The organism is Niallia sp. 03133, assembly GCF_052663225.1.
The window spans coordinates 115077-139916 of the sequence record NZ_JBQTCY010000015.1 but is presented as its reverse complement, the minus strand read 5'-3'; the positions used below and the strand labels follow the sequence as shown (position 1 = coordinate 139916).

Sequence of the window (24840 nt, the reverse complement as noted above, 5' to 3'; positions counted from 1 at the left end):
CACTTATCACCTTGGTATACCATTAATTGGTATTCAAGGCGATTATTGTAGCGATTTTTAAAAGTCAAGGGGTTTTTGACATTTTCACTTACAATTTTATGACACTTTCATCTCATTACAATTTTTGGAATTTTAAGTTGATGACATTGGGGCCAGTGGACGCACTCTCTTGATCAACTCTTCAAGAAACTGATCAGGACGGGAAAAACACGCAAGATGGCCAGCGTTTTTAATGAGAACAAACTCCTTTTGAGGAGCTTCAATTTCGTCGTAATAGGCTCTAGCCAGTTCAGTTGGCGTGATAATATCATTATCTCCGTGAAAAATAAAAACTGGAAGCTCAAACTGCATACCGAATTTTTTAAAATCAAAGTTTATTAATTCATCAAATAGATGGTCAAGGGAATAACTCATTCCTCTAAAAATATCCATCATATCACGTATTTTATGTTCGGGAGAAGAGAGCATAGATGGCAAAATTAAGTCTGTGATCATATTGGGTACATCCTTAATAGCTTTAACGAGAAGTCGATTCCTCTTGTCAAAATTCTTACGACTCCATTGGGATTGATCCGCTCCCATTTTCTCAAGCAACTGAACACCCCTCGTATTGCCTGCCCCACGGAGAGCGTTGAGTGTTAATGTATACGAAAGATTTTGTGAATCTGGGGCATTCTGATCTGTGCCGACATATGCATAAAAAAGATCTGGCCGAAGCTTTGCCATCATGACACCGATAAAGCTCCCCACGGAGCTTCCGATGAGAATTACCTTTTGATAGCCGAGTTTATTAGTCAAGTATTCTGCGACCTCTATCCCATCCTGAGCAAGGCGGTCGAAAGTGATGGTTCTGCAACCGTCTTTACCGTTCCTACGGAAAGTCTTTCCTGCCCCGCGCTGATCCCACTGAACGACAATAAAGTGCTTCTCCCAAGAACGCAACAACGGACTGAAGATGGAATATGTGGAAGCCGGGCCGCCATGAATAAATAACAAAACGGGGTTGTTCCAATTCTCGCCACGTATAGTGATCCACTGATCAATGCCACCAATTTTGACGTAACAACCTTCGACGATGCTGTTCGGTGTATTGATCTGAAGCTCCTTAGCATTCTTGCTCTGATTACGTTTTCGCATAACGATTTCCCTTAGGATATTGTATTTGCTCATTTGAACATGCCCTCTTTCTCGTTTATTGAGTAAGTAACTCACTCATTATTAGAATGAGGCATTTTCAGCTAGCTGTCAATAATAAAGTTCAACTAACCATCAGTGGAGGTTTTCTTCATCCCCCACTGATGGTTAGTTGAACTTATCGGACCTTTACGGGCGAGTTTCAACACCTAGCTTCCTCGATTTCTCAGCATCCCCGAGGTGGGGGTCTTACTGCCCGTTAAGAGTGGGATAAATTTTTTTGTCAAAATATCAGAGAAACATTCCTTTTAGATTCTTCACCACAGAAAATCTGATAAAATATCGTTCTTGCATAGTAACTCATAGCCTTTTTCATGACATAGTTTAATACGTTTTTGTTAATCGCTTTTAGGCTTTGGTGTATTTTTTCTCTGCCCTTAGCAGTATAGTAACACGTATCTTGCAATAAACATTATGTATAGAAAAAGAGGATACATGCTCTCATATTGAACATAGTATCCTCTTCTCTTCTAATTATAATCTGTTTAAATTTTTATCCCTTTTGGTAAAACATTCGGTATACTTTGTTTACAATATTAATACATGAATTTATTTATCTTTTCCATGAAATTGAAGATCCCAACGTTCTTCAATTAGTCTTTTACCACACCACTCGATGTTTTCTTTTTCCTCTGTCATTGTAAATCCGTATTTCGCATATAAATGACGTGCAGCATTTAATATACTAATTGTCCACAGATAAATGTATTCATAATTATGTTCTTTACTATAGTTAAGAGCTGTTTCAAGTAGCTTTGTTCCAACACCATGGCCTTGATATCGATCATCTAGAATGAACCAACGAAGCTGTACGGTATTTTTGTCATCTTGTAAGATTGCAATAGAACCTGCTCGCTCACCATTTACTTCAGCAATCCATAACTCCCCACCAGAAGAATCATACACGAATTCTGTTAGACCCTTCATTACGTAGTACTCAAAAATTTGAAAAAATCCATGATGCTCTCCATAAAATTCACCGTGAAGCTGAGCCACATACCCAACATCACCTGATTGAAATGTTCGAATTGTTACAGTTGGTTTTTCGTTTGCGGTATTTGTATAAACGGATTCAATCGTCTCCATTGAGGAAACAAGATCAGCAATTTTATCTTCAGATAAGTGCTGAAGTGTTTTTGTTAACTCGCGATTCGCATCCACCTCCATTTTTTGGAACGCTTTTTCACCAGTAGCTGTTAAATAAAGAGCAAATTGTCTTTTATCTTTAAGCGATTGTTTTTTAGTAATAATTTGTTCCTCTTCAAATCGTTGAAGAATGCGACTTAGATACCCTCGATCAATTCCTAGTGCTTCTGTCACTTCTTTAGCTGTATAACCACTATTGTAATGAAGTTCCGCGATAATACGTGCTTCTGTTAATGGGTAAGGTTTATTATAGATTTCCTGATCAATTTTCCCTAATACGTTGGCATAATACTGATTAAACTGACGAATCTTTTCCACTTTTTTAATTAAGTCCATAACATAATTACTCCTTTTCAAATGAAAATTCTCAATAATACGGTTTAAAGATAGTTGACTAAATCAATCATACTAAAAAAATAGTTGACAAAGTCAACTATTTTAATGAATGTAATGATTATAAGATTTATCCCCGTCTACTCTAAATGAAAACATAATATTTCACCCTTATCCATTATGTTTTCTCCAAATTATTCCTCTATTTTAAACAGTAGGTTGGCTATTCATTAGATGTTGCTGCATATAAGCACAAACTAAAAAACTTCACCTATAAAGGAGAAGCGAAATTTTGGAAGAAGATTTTATGGTTAGAAAACAACCTTTCCTTGCCTTGCTTAGGCTAGTTAGGAGTGACAAAGGCACGTTTGTACTAACTACACTTGTGACGACATTCTTTCCCATTCAAGAGCAAGACAGAGCTCATTTGCACTTAAAAAAAATGTTGTTCTGCCAACACCAACAAGACCTTCAGGCTGCAATACGGTCTTGATTTGGGGATAAGATGATTACTCAGGCGTGAACTTCATAGTAAGAGTTGCTGCCTTTTTCATTAGGCTGCCTCTTCTTTAAAAAAAGCTGTATGTCCATGAATAAACAGATTTATCCATAAACATACAGCTTTGTACGAATCAAAATTACTTTCGAAAAAATTTTTTAACTTATTACAGCCTTCTTCTCCTATTGATGAAATAGCTCTTACCATTCCATCAGTTGATGGCTTTTGTTGGTGAAACGGGCAGGGCTGCTTCTACTGCTTTTATAACCGATTCTTTTTCATCCTTATTTAATAGGATATGAACTTTCCCGCTGTCTTCTTGTGTTCGAATTAAGCGTCCTATTCCTTGTCTTAAACGCAAAATCATATAAGGCATGTCCACTTCAATAAACGGATTCCCGCTATTTTCACGCTTTGATTTATAAACAGGATCATTTGGAGGGAATGGCAGTGAAAATAAAAACACATTCTCCAAGGATGGACCAGGAACGTCTAAACCTTCCCATAAATTCACTGCACAAAGAATGGATTCCTCTTCATTTTGAAACTTCGATACTAAACCACTTATTTCTCCTTCTCCTTCAAAGTAAACAGGAAATGGAAAATCCGCCGGTTTATCTTCTTTAAATTTCTCTAAATCTTCTTTATTGTTAAATAAAATCAAAGAACGTCCATTTGCTTTTTGAATTTCATCATAACAATATTGGTTTTTCCCGTTATCATCTGCAGCAGCAAATGACTCTATTAAGACACTTATATTTTCTTCGTAATCAAATGGTGAATCAACGGAAAAAGATAAATAGTTTGCAGCGCCTAAGCTATTGGCCATATATTCAAATGATTTATTTTCAGATAATGTTGCGGATGAGAACATGATCGGCTTCTTTTGACTGAATACGTCATCTTTCATAATATCTTTCACAAGCCTTGGCATGATAACTAATGTTCGTTCTCCGTTGTTTTCTTCAAACCAGGTAATGCCATTCATTTCTTTCAAGAAAAGGTTAAGAGAGTGGGAAATTTGTTCAAGATACTCTTCCACAACCTTTAATTCATATTCATTAATAACATACATTTCACTTTCAAAAACAAGCTCTTCTTCTAAATCGGATATGAGGCCAGCTAGTTTTTTGCCTTCTGCCATTACTATTGACGTTTTTTGAATTTCTTGTTTATCAGAGCCTTTTGTTTCAAAGGATGCTTTCGTCAACTCAGCAAAAAACTGTTCATTTTGATAAATAGTATCTTCCATTATATGAAGTGTTTTTTCTCTTACATCATTTGCCATTAACTTTGTTAACAGCTTTTCTAGATTTTGTTCTGTCAATCGATAAGTTAATGCTTTTTGTGCAGCATATTCCAATAAATGACCTTCATCGAACACTATACAGGAACTATCCGGCAATAAAGGAAGCTGCCCTTCTCTTTTTCGCGATTCTTTTGTCCATATATGCTCCATGTAAAAATCATGGGAACAGATAATTAAATCTTTTGCATTTCGATAATAATCTCTGTGCAATGTCTGCCCGCAGCGATGTCTTTTTTCGCATGTAAAGCAATCTTGCAAAGAATCCCAAGCCACTTCATTCCAATCGTCATCACGAAGCTCTGGATAATCCTTACGATCGCCGTATGGTGAAAATGACTGAAGTGATCCCGATCCATTTACAAAATCAGGAAGAGTATCATAAATGCCATTAAAGGTATCTTCTACAATAATTTGTTTTTCTAATTTATTTAAACATAAATATTGATTTCTAGATTTTGCTAAACGAACGTCTACTTGTAAATTTAACGCTTGTTCTAATTTAGCAATATCCCCTTCTTTTTTTACGAGCTGTTCAATAAGTGTTTCATCGCTGCATGCGATTATGGCAGGCTTATTCATATAACGTGCATAACAGATGGCATATAATAAATAAACAAACGTCTTACCTGTCCCAACTCCAGCTTCTGCAAAAATCGTGTTTTTTTCTTTAAACGCCTTCTCTAGCTGAAAAGCCATGTATACTTGTTCATCTCTTAATTCATAGCCAGCTTCAGGGAGAATATCATAAAAAACATCTCCAATCCACTCTCCTAGTTTTTCATAAAAAGATTCTGTTTTCGCCACTTCAAACGGCAGACTGTTTTGCATGGTACCCCTCCAAAAAATAAATATTCCCCCAAATTACCAAAAGCATAAATGCCGTATTTTCCATAAATGAACATGCATTGCCTCGTTTCGCCTAAAGTAAACCTTCCATCAGTGGGGGTTTTGTTCCTCCCTCACTGATGGTTAGTTGAACTTATCGGATCTTTACGGGCAGTTATCCCCCACCTAGCTTCCTCAATTTCTCAACATCTTGAAGTGGGGGTTTTACTGCCCGTTAAGAGTGGGATAAAAAGGTTTACGTTCTATTGGTGCTGAGTCCAAATTGGAATATTACTGAGAAAGTATTCTTCCTATCTATATATATTTTATCGCTTATTATTAGTTTCGTTTATTCACAGAGCGTTTCTTAATAATAGTTGACTTTTTTATAACAATCAAGAAAAAAGAAGGTGTACTAAAGATAATTTCCTTTAGTACCCTCCTAATTTACTCTCTTTAAAAACAAGCATCTATTTCAAGTAAAGCAATAAATGTATATTGTCTATCAGCTGCTTTAATACCCGCTGTCACGTGATAGAGAAAAAGACATGGCTTGTTGAACAATTTGCTGTGCTTCCAACAATGCTTTTTTCCCTTCATTTTCAGCATTTTCTATTTGAATAATTTCCAATGACTGATTTAGTGCATGTATTATTTTATTATAATCTATAGTATTATCCATCAAAATCCCTCCATAATGGTGCTATAGATAAAATATATACAAAAAAGCAAAAATTATACTATCAGACTGTCGACAAACATTTTTGAAGATCTTGATGATTTATTCTTTATTTACACTCTGTATGATGACTATTGTTTTTTATGCGGAATCATTTGCTTTCCTGCTTATTTTTTTCTTCTGCCCCAATATTGGTAATAATCCGTTTTAATAAAACCGTTGAACAGCTTTCTTTTTTTTGTCGCTTTTTTGCCATAATGTGTTTCAAACTCTTCATCAGATGTCAGCATGTAAATAGACCAGCTTTCTAATGGTTCAAAAGCCTGTCCCATATCATGATACATTTTTTGAACGGACGGTTTATCTCCTAAGCGCTCGCCGTATGGCGGGTTTCCGACCATTACCCCGTTCTCTTTATTTGTTGTAAAATCTTTTACTTGCATTTGCTTAAATGCAACTAAGTCTCCCAGACCTGCTTCAAATGCATTTTCTTCTGCAATCTTTACCATCTTATGATCAATATCTGCTCCAATAATTTCTAGAGGTTGATCGTAATCGGCTTTGTCTTCTGCCTCCAACCGAACATCGTCCCAAACTTTCTCTGACATCCAGTCCCATTCTTCTGAAATAAACTCCCTGTTAAATCCTGGAGCAATGTTTTGACCTATTAAAGCAGCCTCAATAGGAATGGTACCCGATCCGCAAAATGGATCAACAAATGGACGGTCAGGGGTCCAATTGGTTAATAATATTAATGATGCTGCCAATGTTTCTTTAATCGGCGCTTCTCCTTGTCCAACACGATATCCTCTGCGGTGAAGTCCGTGTCCGGTTGTATCAATGGTTAAAGTTACGATATCTTTCAAAATGGATACTTCCAATTTAAATAATGCCCCGTTCTCTTCTAGCCAGCCCGTTTTTTTATAAAAGGTGCTAAGTCTATTCACAACTGCCTTTTTAACAATTGCTTGACAGTCAGAAACACTGAAGAGCTTCGATTTGACTGATTTTCCTGCTACAGGAAATTCTGCATTAACAGGCAGATACTCTTCCCATTTTAAAGCTTTTGTTTTTTCAAAAAGTTCATCAAATGTAGTTGCTTTAAATTCCCCTACTTTTATTTTTATTCTATCTGCTGTACGCAGCCACATATTGCTTCTTGCAATAGCAAGCTCATCACCAGAAAATAAAACCTTTCCGTTATCTACTTTACAGTCATAGCCTAAATCTCTTACTTCTTTCGCAACAATCGCTTCAAGTCCCATTGCAGCTGTTGCAATCAAATCAAATTTTTTCATTTCTTCACCTTTTAATCCTTTATTCAATCATTCTTTTTCATGTTGAAAATATGTAGTTTCGCTAATTCTTTAAAAAGCGTCAAGATGCAGGATCTGAATAGCTATATCCTGCCCATTTTTAGTCTTTTGAACACCTTAAAAAATGTTACAGTTTGTGCTTCTTTTGAATAACATTGCTTCTCTTTCTTATAAAGTAAACTTCCATCAGTGGGGGTTTTTCCTCATCCCCCACTGATGGTTAGTTGCACTTATCGGACCTTTACGGGCAGTTATCCCCCACCTAGCTTCCTCGATTTCTCGGCATCTTGAAGTGGGGGTCTTACTGCCCGTTAAGAGTGGGATAAATAAAAAGGATGACCCTCAAAAAATATGTCTGACATCCCTAACAATAGAAAAGCAATGCGTTTCTATTTGTATATGAAGTCAGACTCTTCTAGTGAGTCACCCTATTGCTTATTCCTTTATGTGATCAACATTAACGCTTTGTAAGCCATGTTCTGTTCCTTTGTACTCTGTCGACATTGTCTCGTATAAAGGCGGTAATCATCTATCTACAGAAATGTATTCTGTCCTTCTCTTTAAGTTCATTTCCTAAGAGAAAGTTCCCCTACCATAATTTGGGTTTCTCGCTCGTGGGGTTTACCTCGTTCCACCCTTTCCATTTCTGAAAAGGCTCCGTCACTGTGGCACTTTCAAGGTATTCATACCATATCGACTGACTTAGGTATTTTCCCTGCCGTCAGCAAAGATACTCTCTACTGCCCTAGCTTATTGTTTGGCTAGGCACGAACACTACAAGCATCTCAGCTTGTGCGAGCATGGACTTTCCTCTACAAAATCAATGTTTTGCAGCGATTACCCCAGCGTTGTTATTGACTACAGATGCTATTATATTATGTAGCTCATCGAATAGCAATGGTAAAAAAAAGAATTTTTCTTAAAGTATCGAAAAACCTCGCTTTTCTAATTGATTGCTTTGCTTGGAGGATAATTGCCCAACCATTAATCTTTCATCTCCTGACAAGGCTTCACAACTAGAAATACCAACGGTTTTCTCATCCTCTGTTTGTCTATATACTACTTTTTCTTCACTTTTAATTTTCGCTTAATCGTATAATTTGCTTCCAAACACATGCTTTTCTAAATTAGATAATCTTTTTAATATATCAAAATTTGTTGTTCCAGCAGTACTTGGAGCTGGTTGACGTTTGGAAGCTTCTTCTGCTTGTTTTTTCAGACGCAGATTTTCTTGCTGAAGTTCTTCTATTTCTTGATGCAATGTTTCATAATCCTTAATAATTAAATCCAGAAATTTATCAACATCTTCCGGTTTATACCCTCTCATGCTTGTTTTAAATTCTTTCTCTAAAATATCTTTAGCCGTCAATTTCATTTTATCTGATAACATAATACGTTCACCTCATGTATTACCATAATCTTTTTATTTTTTCAAAAAAACGAAGCTTTGTCAATTCTAATAAAACTCATCATTGTATTGCTTTTCTTCTACGATGGATTGTATATCTGCAAATTGAATAACTCGGATATCATATTCTGTTTTTTCTTTATACAGTTTGGCCAGGTTATATAGATATTTTGGACTTCCTTCTTTTTCTTCATCATAAAACAATAATAAGGCATCACTTTTTTGAAGAAGAAAAACATTTTTATCTTTTAATTGTTCCGGACCTTCATAAGGCTTTTTTGAAACGGAATCGATATAATCTGCTTGCATTAATATTTCTTCATACCATTCTTTATTCGATTCTTTCCATCCTTGTTCCTGTTCTAGAAATGGTGTAATAATACCTACTTTTAAATCTGGGTATTTTTCCAGCTGCAATTCATAAACTACTTCAGCTGCCCAAAGTTCTGTTCCTAGCTGTCCACTAATTAGTATCCATTCCAGCCCTTCTTCCACCATTATCTCTATATTCTTTTGAATCGCCTCTTTTATATACTCAACAGCTTCATCCTGTCTTTTAAAAATTCCTAATTCAAATGGTTTATAGCCAGAAATGACTGCAATCCTCATACATTTAAAACTCCTTTTAGCAAAAAGCTATGTAAATAATCCTTGATAGTTTAGTATATTTCTTATAAAAAAGAAAATAACAAATTAGGAGCAAAATTTATGCTTCATTATCACAACTGCTTTTTCATGCAGCTTATTATCTTTATATTATAAGCATTTCCACATAAAAGAGAAACAAATTTCCTTTATTTTTTTGCAACCTAAATGCATGAGAATAAAATTGATGCTAAAAATTAAAACAAGGACCATTAAAGGTCCTTGTCTCCCATTTATCTTTTTCTAAACGGAAGTCCACCTGGCATTCCAGGAGTACCAGGCACTCCTGGAGCTCCAGTGGTTCCTGGGTAAAGTTGGCCAGTAGCTGTAAATGGTGTTCCTCCAGCAGCTGGGAATGGTGATGGTCCTGGTTGTGGAGCTGGATATGGAGTTGGTACGGGACCCATAGTTGCTTGCGTGTTTGTTACAACATTTTCAACTGATTGTGTATGTGGGAAGTAATGTTGATGCTCATAATTCACATGGTTTACTGTTGTAGTGTGTGTCGGATGAATATGAGGCACAATATTGTTGGAAAATGTATGGTTCACACAACATTTAGTAGGGTGAACCACAGCAGGTAATACGTGTTTCGGTCTGCAATGCATAGAAAATCTCCTCTCAATTGTTTTAATTAGCTTACATTAACAACTTATGATTAAGGAGGGAATCTTGTACTAATACAAACACCTAATTTGCCTGCTTATCTGCAATTAACTCTAATAAACTACTATTACAACGCATACAAGCTATGTTTTAATGTTGTAAAAAGAATCGCTGTTAAACAAACTACTGCAAAGAATAAAAACATTACCACCTTATACAAAAAAGCACACCTCGATACAGAATTATTTCATTACTTATCTATTTTAATCACATTATAGGAAACAAACAACTAGGAATTAACAGGAAATTGAAATAACTGCTTTTTACATCCCTGCTTTTCTTTGCAGCCGTTCCATTCTTTTTATAAGCTGCTTCTCTATGCTCACTTTTTTTTCTTTGCTTAATAAAAATAGATGGTGTGCTTTCGATGTCCAGTCAAGTGCCTCCCTAAAATTCTTTTCTTTATGCTCCGCTATTTTTGCCAACTCAATATAGCAATCTAGGATTATTCGCTCATTTGTATTCTCTGTGTAATTTTCCACAATATTTAACCACAAAACGCTTGCTGCTGCCAGGTTTTTTTCTTTTTTTGCATGTTTGGCAAGTATAAATTGCGCCATCAGCGTTTCTTCTGAATGATTATCTTTTATGCGATGAAGTATATCTTTCGCTGCCTCTCCATCACCTAGCGCTGAATACCAGCGTCCTGCCTCTAATGTTTCCTTGGCAGATATAAGCTGATCTTTTTGCAGCAGCTGGTAGCTTAAATGTGTATACAGTGTAATCAAAGATAATATATCTATTTCATTGTGCTTCAATATTGCCAGCATGCCCTCTGGATTTTTTCTTTCTACAAAATCAAAATAAATCATTGGTGCTAAAAAACCAGGAACATCATTTTTCCGCTTCACTTCAAGCACTTCTTCTTCCACAATAGAAAGCTTCGCCCGCTCTAATCTATGTTTCCACATTCTTTTTGCTCCATGATATAAATCAAAATGTCCAAATTCAGGAAGCTTCGGAACATGTTCCTTAACAAACATATGTCTTGTTTTTACCTGCGGCCAATCAAACGCTTTCCCGTTATATGTGACAAGTGTCGTATAATCTACGTTTTCTAAAAAGCTTTTAAAAAGCGGCACCTCTCCGCCTGGATATGGAAGAATATGCTGCTTCAACACAACAGAGTCTTCCATTAATTGTGCGTACCCTAAAATAAATATCGTATTTCCTGTTCCCCCGCCTAATCCAGTTGTTTCTGTATCAAAGAAAAAAAGATCGCTTGCCTTGTGCCCTTTTGAAGATAAAGGATGCTCAAATGTCGAATGATTCCATGCCTCAACTGCAGTTAAACATTCTTTAAACCGATATTTCCCGTGTTGGTGAGTTAAAGGGTATTTTACTTCTCGAATTAAACAATAGTCATTATCCACCCAATACGGATGAACATTTTCCTTCTTCCAAACAGGTAAATAAGGTATCTCTTTCCTATCCTTGATGGTTATGGTATCAACAGGCTTTTTATTTTCCGATTTTAAATGCGGCTTTAATCTATTCAGCTTATTTTTAATGCTCATTTTATCCCCTAATTCGATTTTATTAGCAATGCAAGCATATTCAATACATCTTTTTTGTGATGATTATTTATTCCTTCTATTCCAATACATGAGGGACATCCATTTGGACAAGAACATTTTTTTATCATGTTGGTCGCTTCATTTAATACTACAATCATTTCTTCAAATATTTTTTTACTTAATCCTATTCCTCCAGGATAACGGTCATAAAAGAAAATGGTCGCTTTTTCGTTATGAGATGCTTTCACTTGCGGGACTACATGAATATCACTAGGATCTGCCATCACTAATAATGGGGCAATATGCTTTAAAGCATGAGCAGCTCCAAGCAGCCCTTGTTCTGTACGGTCTTCCGATAAAAAAAGAGCAGCCGGATCGAAGGATATCCATGAAGCATTTGTATGAAGCTCTTCTTCTGGCAATGTGATTGGACCTGAACCAATATTTTCATGTGTCTCAAATTTAATCTTTTTAAAAATAGTGCTCATCGCAGTGATGCTGACATCTCCATAGCCTAATTCTGCTTTTTCCATCTTTTTCTCTAAATCCACTTCCAGTACTTTTAAGGAAACGGCCAAATTAGCATCTGTATAATAATCGACGCTTACTTCTCTAACAAAGGCTTTTTTTTCTTCCCAATCTAATTTCTCAACTTGATATTGTATCCCTTGGTGCAGATAGATGGCTTCCTCATGGAGCAGGGTCATGGCGGAAAACCGGTCGCTTTCCCCAATGACCCTGCTTTTGCTGACATCAGAAATATCAATAATTACTACATTTTCCTGAGACGCTGAACGCAGACTGACATTATGCGCAGGAAAGGCATCATTCATCCAAAACCATTTATCGCCGTTTTGAAACAACACTCTTTCTTCTGTTAAATATTCCAGTATTTCTGTAATTTCACAATTGCCAAATGTATCTCCTTTTTTAAAAGGCAGCTCGTATGCTGCACATTTCATATGATCAATTAATATGATTAAATTATCTGAATTGATGCGGGCAGTTTCCGGATTTCTTTTAAAAAAATAGTCAGGATTTGCAACCATATATTGATCTAATGGACTAGAGCTTGCCACCATAACGACTAGAGATTCCTCGTGTCTTCGCCCTGCTCTCCCTGCCTGCTGCCAAGAGCTTGCAATCGTACCAGGATAGCCGGTCATAATGCAAACTTGCAATTGTCCTATATCAACCCCAAGCTCTAACGCATTTGTACTCACTACTCCATAAATGCTGCCTTGCCTTAATCCTTGTTCTATTTCTCTTCTTTCAGAAGGCAAATATCCGCCTCTATAGCCTCTGATTGCTTTTGGTCCTAATTGGTATTTCACGAGCTCTTGCAAATAAGTTAATAATATCTCTACTCTCACACGACTTTTCGCAAAAATAATCGTTTGAATTTTATTCTTTAAAAACTCCCCAGCCAGTCTTCTCGCTTCCAGCGTGGCACTTTTGCGAATATTCAGCGGAATATTCACAATAGGAGGATTATAAAAAACAAAATGCTTCCTGCCGCTTGGCGCTCCGTTGTTGTCAATCAGCATCATTTTTTCTTCTGTTAAGCTTTCGGCAAGCTCAAGGGGGTTGGCGATGGTTGCGGAAGTGCAAATAAAGATAGGACTGCTTCCATAAAATGCACAAATTCGTTTTAATCTCCGAATAACATTTGCCACATGGCTGCCAAATACTCCACGGTAAATATGAAGCTCATCAATCACGACATATTTTAAATTTTCAAATAAGCTGACCCATTTCGTATGATGAGGCAAAATGGCTGAATGGAGCATATCTGGATTGGTAATAACAATATGTCCAGCTTTTCTCACTTTTTGTCTAATAGCTGAAGGGGTGTCTCCATCATATGTATAGCTGTTTATTTTTAAAGAAGCACTTTCTATCAGCTCATTCAGCTCACTTTTTTGATCTTGTGCAAGTGCTTTCGTAGGAAAGATATACAATGCACGTGATTGGTCATTTTCTGTAATGGATTGAATAACAGGCAAATTATAACAAAGTGTTTTGCCTGAAGCAGTAGGTGTAACAGCTACGATGCTTTTATTTTTTTTTACTTCTTCATAAGCAGATTTTTGATGAGTATATAATCGGTTTACGCCTCTTTTCTGCAAGGCTTGTTTTATTTCAGGTGACAAGTTTTCGGGCATAGGTACCGTCTTCGCTTCTTTTGCCTCGATTGTATGCCAATAGGCAATTCTATCTTTATATTCTTCTTCCTTTTTAAAATCAGCAATGACTTGCTGAAGATTTTTACGTACCTTCATTTATTTCCACCTCTATATCAAACTTTCGAGAAACGCTCGCTTTTCTAGTTATCCGCCTCGAAATACGAAACTCTTCAATCAACCTGATGTTTTTCAAATATAATTTAATTGTACAATCTATATATTTTTATTTTAACGAATAAATGTTCTCATATAAAGAGGTTTTCCAATTATATTCATGAGAATTTTATCCATTTTTCATTATAATGGAGTCCCTTTCTCCCCTGATGTTTAAACCCATTAAAAAAATGTGTCCATACTATTGCGGCATTTTCTAGGCACACTGACCATTGTTCCGCATAAAATAATCAGAAAAAAGCTTTACAAAAAGGAGTTGGCAGCATTGTCTACAAATTTCCCAAATGATCCAAATAAAAAGGATAAATCGGAACCTTTTGGCGGCATGATAAAATCAATGAATGCTTTTTTTCAAGAAAAACCAGTCAAAAATTTTCTTCAAAGCATGGATGATTTTTTCAGCAATCCCTTTCCGAATATGGCCTTTCCTCTTTCAGTTAAAGAAACAGATGCAGAAAATATTATTACAGCAGAATTACCAGGCATTAATAAAGAACAAATATCCATTGATGTTTACGATCATCATATAACAATCAGCATCAACTATTTGGATCAAATAACAGAAGAAAATAAAAAGCAAAATTTATTCCGCTCCACCCAAACATATAAACGAAACAGTCGAACTGTATCTTTCCCCTATCCTATTGATGAAAGTAAAGTAAAAGCTTCTTACCAAAATGGATTGCTTACTATCAGCATTCCAAAACAAAAAGGAAAAAAAATAAGCATTGATGCAACGAATTAATAGCTTTTCGACGAAAGCAGAGCTTAGCTCCTATTTTCAAGGAAGAAATCTCCTCGATTAAAAATAAAATTTATACACATACTACTAGAGATACTCTTACTTATCTAACAATTTGAACTTTTAAATTGTCTTGAGCAGGAGTATCTCTAGCTTCTTTACAAACCCTACTTTCGAGGTGATTAGATGAGCTACAAGGATCAGTTGGATTCTCATTCTTCTCTTTTTCATCATAATTGGACAAGACCAAAACGGGCAAAATCCCAAGTTAATGGGCATACCGAACTGTCTAGAAACAATTTTATATTAAGAAGGGATGCTAAAGCCCATCGCTGGCATTAAAAGAAACTAGAAAAAGAGGGCTTCCTTCTTTGAAACATACTTCACGAATAAATGCATTTTGTGAAGCTGTGACAGGAGGACGCCCTCTTCCTTTATGGTTTCATTTCCAAGCAAATACCTCTATACTTTAAATATTCCTCCAACTCCCTTTACAAGTCCACCAACTTGGTTCACAGCGCTCATCATCATGCCTGCTGTATCCATCATTTTAGTAAAGTCTAAAGATCCGTCCTGCCCTTTAAATGAATTCATGATATTTTGCACTCCACTTTGTTTTTTGGGAATAAATGATTGCTTTGGATACGGATTCATATACCCTTGTTGATTATTTTGTTTAAGATTGGCGGCTGTGTATGCATTATTTTGATACTGCAGCGGATTTTGAAAAACATCATGAGACAATTTAGGATAATTATTCTGGGGATGAAAATATTGCTGCTGTTCATAGTTTCCGTATACTCCTTGTGGCGCCATTTGCTGGCTAAAATAGCCTGGATGCATATTTTCCATGCCTCCATTCCACATAGGTATATTCATATACGGATTATATTGCCTGCGGTCAGTGTAATGATGGAAGGCCGAACCATTTGTAAGTACAGATGGAGTCATATTTAGATATGGTGAATAATGAGATTTTCTTGCCCTATTCATATAAACATATCCTCCTCTATGGTAATTCTTCACTTATTGTATGAATAAAACGCCTAGCTGGTGCACAATATGTTCCTGACAAGCAAAATTCACCTTCCATTCCAAAGAACAAAAGCGCAAGCAAAAGGCCGCTTTTCATCCATTAATCAATCGTATCAGCTTATATCCGTCTAGACTGATGAATCCATTTAGTTTGTTTCCTTGTTCATCTCATCCAACAGTACTTGAAGTATATATTGTACAGACTTTGCCGCATCTATAAATCTTTTTTTACTTGTTTCTGGATAAAAAGCCTGTATAGAAATAATTTCCATATGATCAGATGCTGAAAAGATTTGAGCGCTGTTTAAATAAACAGGCTTTTTTTCCATCACCCAATACTTTGCGAGTTCTCTCCATTCATCATTTATGTGTTTAACATTATTGGCAAAAGGGCGCACAACTTCGTAAAAGTCTTCTGCTTCTCCTTTTGTTTTGACCTCGTGAAAAATGTTCATTAAAAAGTCAGCTGCTTCTAGTAGCTGTTCTGTATATTCTTTTAATTTACTGTAATTATTCATGATTGTTCCGCTTTCCTGCATTTCTACATGCTAAATTGTTTGTATTGATGTTTTTATTTTAGTGAACAAGTTAATTTAGTTCAAGTTTTAACGCTGCTGATCTTTTTATTTTCGGATCGATTTTTCCGATATTCTTTGTCTCTTCTAACAATTTTTCTTCCAAAACAGAAAACGCGGATTCCAATGTAGTTAACTGATAAAGATGTTCTTCAACTTCCATTTTCTTTTTCTTTTTTATCCCCATCAGCACATGATCTATTTCTTCCAATTCACCATAGATTTTTTCAAGAATTTTCAAAAGTTCTTCTTTATTAACGGCTTCCGTCATTACGATCCCTCCAGTCTGATTGGATACTAAGCATTTCGCTGTTTTAAGAATAGCTCCTGCATACATGACAAAACTAGTAGAGATTCGCCAAAGAAAGAACTGTTTCCCCATTATCATTTCGAAATTCGACAAGGAAAATTATTAATGAAACAGTCTGTTTTCCCATTCAATAAGCTGGTGCAGCTGTTCCTGCTTATGTTTATACCAATTTGTCAAACATAGTGGAGACATTTCTTGGCTTATTTTATGCGACCAAGCTTTTTTTGGCCGCTTTTTTAAACTCCAATCCTCCAGTTGGAATGGTGAATGGTTCACAACAGGATATGCCCTTCGCAACTCAGGCGTATTTTTTTTATGAACAGGATAAACAAAACGTTCATAGTCGCTCCTTGATCCAGTATGAGGAATGGCCGTGCTAAATTGAAATATATCTGAATAAACAGCAGGAGAAAATAAAATGCCAGCCAATATCTTTCCAAATTTGATTCTTTTGTTTAAGGAGGTGAAATCGGAAACACTCGCTCCATAAATTTGACCTGTTAATGTAGGAAATAATACAGAATTAAAATGAAATATATCTTGAAATAAATAAACGGAAGAATGAAATACCTGCTGTTTGAAATAAGTGTTTTTAATGATTGGCTCCTCAATCAGGTTTTGTTCATTGATAATAAGGCTGGTCAAAAGTCTTTCCTCGTCTTTGCAATGCCAAAAAACATTCCACTCCTTTTCCATAAAAGCAGAAACATGGAAGAATTTTAATAAGTGAAACATTGGAGTGCGAAATTTCGTCGAATACAAATAGAGAAGCAATTGGGGAAAAGCATCTTGGAAAATCAGCCAGTTTGCTTCCTCATAAACGGAGAATAACCGGCATCTTTTTGTTTGAGGCAATATTTTCGGAAACCATTCTCCTTCAAGGTCGCACATATTCCAGCCTGCATTTCGTGAAACTTGGCTTGCAAGAAATGCCCAGCGAATTTCTTTATTTGCGATATAATAGTGGAGATAACCTTCTGTTCTTGATATATTATCTACATTATATTTTTTTGTAGCGGATCGAATCTTTTGAACTAATTTATATTCATTGTGCAAAGAAAAATAATCAAAAATACCTACCATGTAAGCCACCTCTTCCAACAAACTATATGATATTATTGTTTGTTGTTAGAAAAAAACTTATGCTGTTTTTACTGGTAGCTAAAGAGGTGTTAAAGTGAAACTTCACTATCCAAACGGAAGAAAATACAATCCTATCGCTCCGATTGCTGATAACAAAACTAAAAAACCATTAAAAAAACACAGCTACGGCAACAGAGGAATGACACTGGAAGAGGATCTTAATGTTACCAATCATTTTTATTTAGAAAGTGGAAAAGCGGTTATTCATAAGAAGCCTACACCCGTGCAAATTGTTCAAGTGGATTATCCGAAAAGAAGTGCTGCAGTTATTAAAGAAGCCTACTTTAAACAGGCGTCTACTACCGATTACAATGGTGTGTATCATGGAAAGTACGTTGATTTTGAAGCAAAAGAAACAAAATCATCGGCATCCTTTCCCCTGAACAATTTTCATGAACACCAAATTAACCATTTGAGGTTAGTAGAAAAACAAGGAGGCATTTGTTTTGTTATTATTCGATTTTCCTCTTCTGATGAAATTTTCTTTCTCGAAGCAGAAAAACTGTTTCATTTCTGGGAAAGAATGATAAATGGCGGAAGAAAATCAATAACAAAAGAGGAACTGGCCACATGCGGCCATCCCATATCGCTTGGTTTTAAGCCGAGAATTGACTATATTAAAGTTATCGATTATCTTTATAGTTTCAGTTAATGCCCCTTTTGATTGCTTCGCATACTAGAAAGGTAGGAAAAAACATGTCAGAAAAATTTGAAACGCGAGAAGAGCGCCGTAAAAGGCTCCAATCAGCGAATAATAAAACAACTTCTAAAAAGAACAAAACAAAAAAAAGTGGTAAACATATTTTCAAAAAAATCTTTTTAACATTACTCACTCTAGGGATTCTAGGGATGATTGGCGGAGCGGTCACCTTTGCTGTAATGGTAAAGGATGCTCCTAAATTAGATGAAAAAACATTAAAAGACTCTATTTCTTCCACATTTTACGATTCTAAAGGACATGAAATTGCAAAAGTTGGGTCAGTTAACCGGGATTATGTGAATTATGAAGATATACCTAAATTAGTGAAAAATGCTTTTATTGCAACGGAAGATTCCCGCTTCTTTAAACATCATGGCATTGATCCGATTCGGTTAGGCGGCGCGGTAGTAGCAAATATTACCAATGGATTTGGTGCAGAAGGGGCAAGTACGATCACACAGCAAGTCGTGAAAAACTTCTTCTTTAATCAGCCGCAAAAAACACTGTCTCGAAAAGCACAGGAAGCATGGCTTGCCATTCAGCTGGAAAGAAAATATTCAAAAGAAGAAATCTTTGAAATGTATGTAAATAAAATTTTTATGTCTGAAAATATGAGTGGTGTTAAAACAGCTGCTAAAGTATATTTCAATAAAGAACTGGATGAACTAACATTACCGGAAGCTGCTATGCTTGCAGGGATGCCGCAAGCACCAAACGCCTACAACCCATTTAACAATCCAGATCGGGCTGAAAAACGCCGTAATATTGTTCTATCATTAATGCATCAGCACGGTTATATATCAAAAGAAGAAATGGAAAAAGCACAAAATGTGCCTATATCCGACCTGATTGTAAAGAAAAAGGACAGAAAAGGAACGGAGCTTGCTTATGACTCCTTTATTAAAGAAGCAATCGCAGAAATAGAAAAAAAGTATCCAGATATAAATGTTTACACGGATGGCTTGTCCATTCAAACAACCATCAATACGAAAGCACAAAAATATGTGGATCAAATTATGGAAAATAAAATCGTGCAATTTCCGGATGAGAAGTTTCAAGCCGGGATTACCTTGCTGGATACAAAAACAGGCGGCATATTAGCAATAGGCGGCGACCGCGATCCCGACGTCAAGTTTGGGTTCAACTATGCAACAGAACAAAAACGCCAGCCAGGTTCTACGATCAAGCCTATTCTTGATTACGGACCTGCCATCGAATATTTAAAATGGGGAACGTATCATACGCTCCAGGATAGTCCAACTACTTATTCGAATGGTACACCAATTAAAAACTGGAATAACATTTATTTAGGTTCTATGACCATGCGCAGCGCACTGGCACAATCAAGAAATATCCCGGCATTAGAGGCATTTAAAGCAGTTGGCAAAGATAAGGCAAAGAATTTTGCGGTAAATCTTGGCATACCTTTAGATGATATTGAAGAAGCCTATTCTATTGGCGGACTTAAAAACGGGGTTTCAACAAAAGAACTTGCAGGTGCATACAGTGCTTTCGGAAATGAAGGGGTTTATAATGAACCGCATGCTGTTACTTCGTTTACATTAAAAGATGGAACAAAAATAAATATGGAACCAGAATCAAAGGTTGTTATGCAGGACTACACAGCATTTATGATATCCGATATGCTGAAAGACGTAGTAAGTTCTTCACTCGGTACTGGAGCCAATGCAAATGTTCCTGGCTTGCCAATAGCAGGTAAAACAGGAACTACCAACTATACGGATAAAGAGTTGTCCGAATATAATATTCCAACAAGTAAAGCTGTTCCAGATGCATGGTTTGCTGGCTATACTACAAATTATACGATGGCAGTATGGACCGGGTACGAAACAAGGAAAAACTATATTGATCCAGGAATGGATCAGAAGGTTGCCCAATTAATTTTCAAAAATGTGATGCAATATATCTCACAAGGGAAACAAACAGCTGATTTCACGAAACCAGACAGCGTTCAGGCGGTTAATATTGAAAAAGGCACATACCCTGCTAAATTGGCAAGCTCCTATACACCAACTGATCAGATTCTTATGGAGTATGCTGTTAAAGGAAATATACTAAATCAAGTTTCAGAAAAATATAACAAACCAGATGCACCTGCAAATGTTGCTGCTACTTACAATAAAGATAATGATGAAATTGAGCTTTCATGGAAGTATAACAACAAAAAAGATGTTAAATTTGCTGTTACAGTAAGTGTCAACGGCGGTGCAGAGGAACAGTTGACAGAAACAAGTGATACAAGTATAAAAATTGCCAAACCAGAAGCTGGAAGCAGCTATACCTTTACTGTCAAGGCAATTAAAGGAGATCAATCGAGTGATCCAGCATCCGCTGCAGTTCAAATTCCACAAAAGGAAATAGAACAACAGCCGAGTGAAGATCCAAATAACCCGCCTGATGATAATGGTGGAAAGCCAGATCCGAATAATCCGGCAGACAACAATAACGGTGGAAATCCTAATGATCAAAACGGTTCCAATAAAGGAAATGGCAACAATGATAGCAACAACAGTACTAAAAATGATCAAAACAATAACAATGGCGATAATGTAAACGGCAATACAAACAGTGACAACGGGGAAAACAATCAATCAAATGATGATGTTGATAGCAATGACGACACTGAAGGTTAATGAAAAAAGCTGACAAAGTTGAATTTCGACTTTGTCAGCTTTTTCTTTTGCTCATCTTAATGGCAAATTGTTTCTCTAATTCTTTATATAATTCATCTAATTGTTTAAAAGAATGATAGCCAGTTAATCTCGATACAATAAATGCGAACCTTTCTTTCACATTAATTGGCTTTATTTTGATTTCTTCCTTAATTAAACCACGCTCGAAAGAAACTGGAATCTCGTTTGTCCAATATAAACATTCTAAAAAGTATAATACGCCTTTTTTCATCATTTCATCTGTTTCTTTTTTATTGTGATTACTGATGCTAATTTTAATTTCCTTCTTCAATAACTGCCATTCTTTTAATAAGGCTCCAACTGACTCTCTCACATTTTCTTTTACCCAAGGCTGGTAAGGATGGTAAACCTGGAAGTTCAGAAAATAAGCAGCTTCATGAATAAAGGGATCATTAAGCTGAAACGTATTTAGTAATGAAATATCGTTCATTCTAAATTCTGCAGGTACAGGCAAATTAGCAACAAGCAGTTGTTCCGGCAACGGAAATGTGATTTCCTTTTCCATCATGTCACACCAATTTTTTTCATTCTTTTTTTGCCTTCCCTGCAAAGGGTTAATAAAGGACACTCTGTACATTGAGGATTTTGCGCTTTACAATGATACCTGCCAAAAAAAATTAAACGATGATGTGTAACGGACCATTCTTCTTTTGGGATTTTTTTCATCAGCGTTTTTTCTACTTCTAGAACAGAGTCTTTCCATCTGCAGAATCCAAGTCTTTTGCTGACCCTCTCCACATGTGTATCGACTGCAATGGCAGGAATTTGGTAAGCGACAGAAACAACTACGTTTGCCGTTTTTCTTCCAACACCAGGCAAGTTTATCAACTCGTCCCGGTCTTGTGGAATTTCGCCATTGTATTCCTCTAGTACCATTTGGCATAATTTTTGAATATTTTTTGCCTTATTCCGGTAAAGTCCAATGGAGCGAATATCTTGTTGAAGCTCCTCTAATGAAACTCGCAAATAGTCTTCCGGCTTTTTATATTTTTCAAATAAAGTTTTTGTTACTTTATTAACAAGTACATCTGTGCATTGAGCTGATAATGCAACAGCAATTACTAATTCAAAAGGATTGCTGTGAACCAGCTCACAATGGGCATCTGGAAACATTTCACCCATTTGGTCCAAACAATTCCTTATTTCCTCTTTTTTCAGCATACTCCCTCACCTAACTTTTTTCCTATATTCTTCTTTATGATTTTTAGTTTGTGAACTTTTTTTACAATAAACAAGAGAATCCAATTAGATTCTCCAATGAAGAGGAAACATTCAGTGATCCTTCTACTGATAGAAAGTCCTTTATTATTAGAAGTACTGGCAAACTTTCTTATAAGAAAATTTACGAGTTTGCGATCACCCTAATGTTTTCAAACAGTATTCCTTTAACTCAACGATTCCGTTTGCTAAAAAGAAGCTCCTACTGCTCCAGCCAATTGTAAAATGGAACGGATTTGTTTGTGCTTGGCAGCTCATTTGCTTTATTAGTTGGCTGATTTTGCCTGAATTTTTTACCGTAGCTTTTCGCTTGCTGTATCGTTTTTATGCCATTTTTCTTCCATTCAAAAAGAATTCGGTCTATATATCGAAAATTTAGTTTTCCAGATATAACCGATTCTCTTAATGCAGCCTTAATAATCACCGCTTCATGTTGATCATCATCCAGCCACATGCCTAATGTTTCAATTTCGAATGGTGATAATGGTCTTCCAAACTCCTGCTCAAAACACGAATAAAGATCTGTTTCTTCTTTTTTTGTATGCTGTGCTTCCTCTTTTTTATTTAAGAATAAATATATATCGATCAATTTATCCCATAATGGATCCAATGAGTATTGTTCAAATCGGATCCCATTTTCATTATTTCCATCAATAATTTCTAGGAAACCTTTTTTAATAAGATAACTTAATAGTTCATGACATTCAATTGCATCAATTGTCATATAAGAAGCAAGCTCTGCTGGGGTTGGAAAATCATTTCCTTTTTCTAAAAAAGAAATGATTTGCAACAGCAATACTAATTCCTTTTCATTCAGATTTAATGTTTTATAATGCGCCAAAAGTGTTGTCGGAATACTGATATTTCCCTCTTTCAACCATTTTAGCATAATTGTTTTATTCATATAGGACACCTCTAATACAGTATAACATGTCGTTGTAATGCTTGTAATATGCAGATGCATGCAATTCTTTGGATGGACACTATCTTCAAGAAAAGCGCAAGCGCCTGGTCATCGTAAAAAAACCTTATTCAAACTGTAAAAAATAAATAAGGAAGAATCGATTTATATTCCTCTATTTTCTTGGAATATAAAGTAATTCTTCCTTTATTTCTCCTACTTTATATAGGACAGAATGTTAAATTGATCATTTATTAAGGATATAAACGGTTCAGCAATCTTGGGAACGGAATTGTTTCGCGGACATGTTCCACTCCACTAATCCACGCAACCGTTCTTTCTAATCCAAGGCCAAATCCAGAATGTGGAACAGAGCCATATTTTCTTAATTCTACATACCATTTATACGTTTCTGGGTTAAGATTATGTTCTTCTAATCTTTTGCTTAGAAGATCCATATCATGAATTCGCTCTGACCCTCCAATAATTTCTCCGTAGCCTTCTGGTGCAATTAAGTCTGCACATAAGACAACATCGTCTCTATTTGGATCTGGCTACATGTAAAATGGTTTTATGCTGGTTGGATAATGGGTAATAAAGACAGGTTTATTAAAACTTTCAGCAATAGCTGTTTCATGTGGAGCACCAAAATCATCTCCCCACGCTATATCATCGAAGCCGTTTTCATTTAAAAAGGTAATGGCATCATCATAGCTAATCCGAGGGAACGGAGCTTTTATTTTTTCCAGCTTCGAAAGGTCTCTGCCAAGTGTTTTTAATTCTAAAGCGCAATTTGTTAATACAGATTGCACGATAAAACTCACATATTGCTCTTGTACGACTAAATTATCTTCAAATTCATAAAAAGCCATTTCAGGTTCGATCATCCAAAACTCAATCAAATGGCGGCGTGTTTTCGACTTTTCTGCACGGAATGTTGGTCCAAATGAAAACACTTTGCCAAGAGCCATTGCAGCTGCTTCCATATACAGCTGGCCACTTTGGGATAGGTATGCATCTTCATCAAAATATTTTGTAGCAAATAGTTCTGTTGTGCCTTCTGGTGCGCTTCCTGTAAGTATGGGCGGATCTACTTTGGCAAACCCGTTTTCATTAAAAAATTCATATGTTGCACGAATGATTTCATTTCTTATTTTCATCACTGCATGTTGACGTTTAGAACGAAGCCAAAGATGGCGGTTGTCCATTAGAAACTCTGTGCCATGTTCCTTTGGCGTGATCGGATAATCAACGGAACCACTGATTACTTTTACCTCATTTACAAGCAATTCATAACCAAATGGCGATCTTTCATCTTTTTGAACAACTCCAGTAACATAAACGGAAGATTCCTGCGTTACTGTTTTTGCTGTTTGAAATACCTCTTCAGCTACTTCACTTTTTACGACAACCCCCTGTACAAATCCAGTACCATCACGAAGCTGGAGAAAAGCAATTTTCCCACTTGAACGTTTATTCGCAATCCAAGCACCTATTTTCACTTCTTTATCAACATTTTTCGGTAATTCAGCTATAGTTGATTTAATCACAATATACTCCCCCAAAAACAATAAAATCTAATATGTAAAAAGAAAAGCGAAAGCG

At 36.0% G+C, this 24840-nt stretch carries 21 protein-coding genes, 1 other RNA gene and 1 pseudogene; 4 read left to right on the top strand and 19 right to left on the bottom strand.

Translation table 11 applies throughout. The features are described from left to right. Nucleotides 1–132: 132 nt before the first annotated feature. From ACTYBU_RS19405 to ACTYBU_RS19355, 11 genes are all read right to left on the bottom strand, one after another. Nucleotides 133–1170, bottom strand: a complete 1038-nt coding sequence (locus ACTYBU_RS19405) for an alpha/beta fold hydrolase (protein WP_445492274.1) — start codon at nt 1168–1170, stop codon at nt 133–135. A gap of 573 nt (nt 1171–1743) precedes the next feature. Continuing rightward, complete coding sequence (locus ACTYBU_RS19400) at nt 1744–2676, bottom strand: bifunctional helix-turn-helix transcriptional regulator/GNAT family N-acetyltransferase (protein ID WP_445492272.1); 933 nt, start codon at nt 2674–2676, stop codon at nt 1744–1746. 707 nt (nt 2677–3383) lie between these two features. After that, entirely contained in the window at nt 3384–5309 is a 1926-nt protein-coding gene (locus ACTYBU_RS19395; protein ID WP_445492270.1) for an ATP-dependent DNA helicase, read from the bottom strand. A gap of 511 nt (nt 5310–5820) precedes the next feature. Continuing rightward, nucleotides 5821–5988 (bottom strand): hypothetical protein, encoded by a 168-nt coding sequence (locus ACTYBU_RS19390; RefSeq protein WP_445492269.1) that lies wholly within the window; start codon nt 5986–5988, stop codon nt 5821–5823. A 164-nt stretch (nt 5989–6152) separates the two neighbouring features. Beyond that, the gene (locus ACTYBU_RS19385) at nt 6153–7283 is read right to left on the bottom strand and encodes a THUMP domain-containing class I SAM-dependent RNA methyltransferase (RefSeq protein ID WP_445492293.1); all 1131 of its coding nucleotides are present in this window, start codon (nt 7281–7283) and stop codon (nt 6153–6155) included. A gap of 481 nt (nt 7284–7764) precedes the next feature. Next, nucleotides 7765–8150, bottom strand: an RNA gene (rnpB, locus tag ACTYBU_RS19380) — RNase P RNA component class B. A 238-nt stretch (nt 8151–8388) separates the two neighbouring features. Beyond that, nucleotides 8389–8691 (bottom strand): cell division regulator GpsB, encoded by a 303-nt coding sequence (gene gpsB, locus ACTYBU_RS19375; protein ID WP_445492267.1) that lies wholly within the window; start codon nt 8689–8691, stop codon nt 8389–8391. 66 nt (nt 8692–8757) lie between these two features. Beyond that, nucleotides 8758–9318 carry a DUF1273 domain-containing protein gene (locus tag ACTYBU_RS19370; RefSeq protein ID WP_445492265.1) on the bottom strand — a complete coding sequence of 187 codons (561 nt, stop codon included), beginning with the start codon at nt 9316–9318 and terminating at the stop codon, nt 8758–8760. A gap of 269 nt (nt 9319–9587) precedes the next feature. Then, entirely contained in the window at nt 9588–9962 is a 375-nt protein-coding gene (locus ACTYBU_RS19365; RefSeq protein WP_445492264.1) for a CotD family spore coat protein, read from the bottom strand. A gap of 321 nt (nt 9963–10283) precedes the next feature. Continuing rightward, nucleotides 10284–11537 carry a ribonuclease H-like domain-containing protein gene (locus tag ACTYBU_RS19360; protein ID WP_445492262.1) on the bottom strand — a complete coding sequence of 418 codons (1254 nt, stop codon included), beginning with the start codon at nt 11535–11537 and terminating at the stop codon, nt 10284–10286. Between the two features lie 8 nt (nt 11538–11545). After that, complete coding sequence (locus ACTYBU_RS19355; protein ID WP_445492260.1) at nt 11546–13819, bottom strand: DEAD/DEAH box helicase; 2274 nt, start codon at nt 13817–13819, stop codon at nt 11546–11548. 343 nt (nt 13820–14162) lie between these two features. On the opposite strand from ACTYBU_RS19355, the gene ACTYBU_RS19350 reads away from it, so the two are divergent. Both ACTYBU_RS19350 and ACTYBU_RS19345 read left to right on the top strand, forming a co-directional pair. Beyond that, nucleotides 14163–14642: an Hsp20/alpha crystallin family protein gene (locus tag ACTYBU_RS19350; RefSeq protein ID WP_445492258.1), complete on the top strand. Its 480-nt coding sequence runs from the start codon at nt 14163–14165 to the stop codon at nt 14640–14642. 183 nt (nt 14643–14825) lie between these two features. Continuing rightward, entirely contained in the window at nt 14826–14981 is a 156-nt protein-coding gene (locus ACTYBU_RS19345) for a YpzG family protein (protein WP_445492257.1), read from the top strand. A gap of 120 nt (nt 14982–15101) precedes the next feature. Here ACTYBU_RS19345 and ACTYBU_RS19340 read toward each other — a convergent pair whose 3' ends face one another. The 4 genes from ACTYBU_RS19340 to ACTYBU_RS19325 all read right to left on the bottom strand — a co-directional run bounded on the left by ACTYBU_RS19340 (nt 15102) and on the right by ACTYBU_RS19325 (nt 17642). Further along, nucleotides 15102–15632, bottom strand: a complete 531-nt coding sequence (locus ACTYBU_RS19340) for a YppG family protein (protein ID WP_445492255.1) — start codon at nt 15630–15632, stop codon at nt 15102–15104. A gap of 188 nt (nt 15633–15820) precedes the next feature. Beyond that, the gene (locus ACTYBU_RS19335; RefSeq protein ID WP_445492253.1) at nt 15821–16192 is read right to left on the bottom strand and encodes a YppE family protein; all 372 of its coding nucleotides are present in this window, start codon (nt 16190–16192) and stop codon (nt 15821–15823) included. Nucleotides 16193–16262: 70 nt separating this feature from the next. After that, nucleotides 16263–16652, bottom strand: coding sequence for a hypothetical protein (locus ACTYBU_RS19330; protein ID WP_445492251.1), 390 nt, complete (start codon nt 16650–16652; stop codon nt 16263–16265). A gap of 9 nt (nt 16653–16661) precedes the next feature. After that, on the bottom strand, nt 16662–17642 hold the full coding sequence (locus tag ACTYBU_RS19325) for a DUF2515 family protein (protein ID WP_445492249.1): 981 nt from the start codon (nt 17640–17642) through the stop codon (nt 16662–16664). Between the two features lie 94 nt (nt 17643–17736). On the opposite strand from ACTYBU_RS19325, the gene recU reads away from it, so the two are divergent. Continuing rightward, a complete protein-coding gene (gene recU / locus ACTYBU_RS19320; RefSeq protein WP_445492247.1) occupies nt 17737–18354 on the top strand; it encodes a Holliday junction resolvase RecU in 618 nt (205 codons plus the stop codon). 44 nt (nt 18355–18398) lie between these two features. Further along, nucleotides 18399–21056 carry a PBP1A family penicillin-binding protein gene (locus tag ACTYBU_RS19315; RefSeq protein WP_445492246.1) on the top strand — a complete coding sequence of 886 codons (2658 nt, stop codon included), beginning with the start codon at nt 18399–18401 and terminating at the stop codon, nt 21054–21056. A gap of 34 nt (nt 21057–21090) precedes the next feature. On the opposite strand, the gene ACTYBU_RS19310 is transcribed toward ACTYBU_RS19315, so the two are convergent. The 4 genes and pseudogenes from ACTYBU_RS19310 to asnS all read right to left on the bottom strand — a co-directional run bounded on the left by ACTYBU_RS19310 (nt 21091) and on the right by asnS (nt 24782). Next, on the bottom strand, nt 21091–21621 hold the full coding sequence (locus ACTYBU_RS19310) for a YpoC family protein (protein ID WP_445492244.1): 531 nt from the start codon (nt 21619–21621) through the stop codon (nt 21091–21093). After that, complete coding sequence (gene nth, locus ACTYBU_RS19305) at nt 21621–22277, bottom strand: endonuclease III (protein WP_445492243.1); 657 nt, start codon at nt 22275–22277, stop codon at nt 21621–21623. The genes ACTYBU_RS19310 and nth overlap by 1 nt, the downstream gene beginning before the upstream one ends. Before the next feature lie 259 nt (nt 22278–22536). After that, nucleotides 22537–23238, bottom strand: a complete 702-nt coding sequence (locus tag ACTYBU_RS19300) for a DnaD domain protein (RefSeq protein WP_445492241.1) — start codon at nt 23236–23238, stop codon at nt 22537–22539. 251 nt (nt 23239–23489) lie between these two features. Beyond that, nucleotides 23490–24782 (bottom strand): annotated as a pseudogene (gene asnS, locus ACTYBU_RS19295) (asparagine--tRNA ligase). Nucleotides 24783–24840 lie beyond the last annotated feature (58 nt).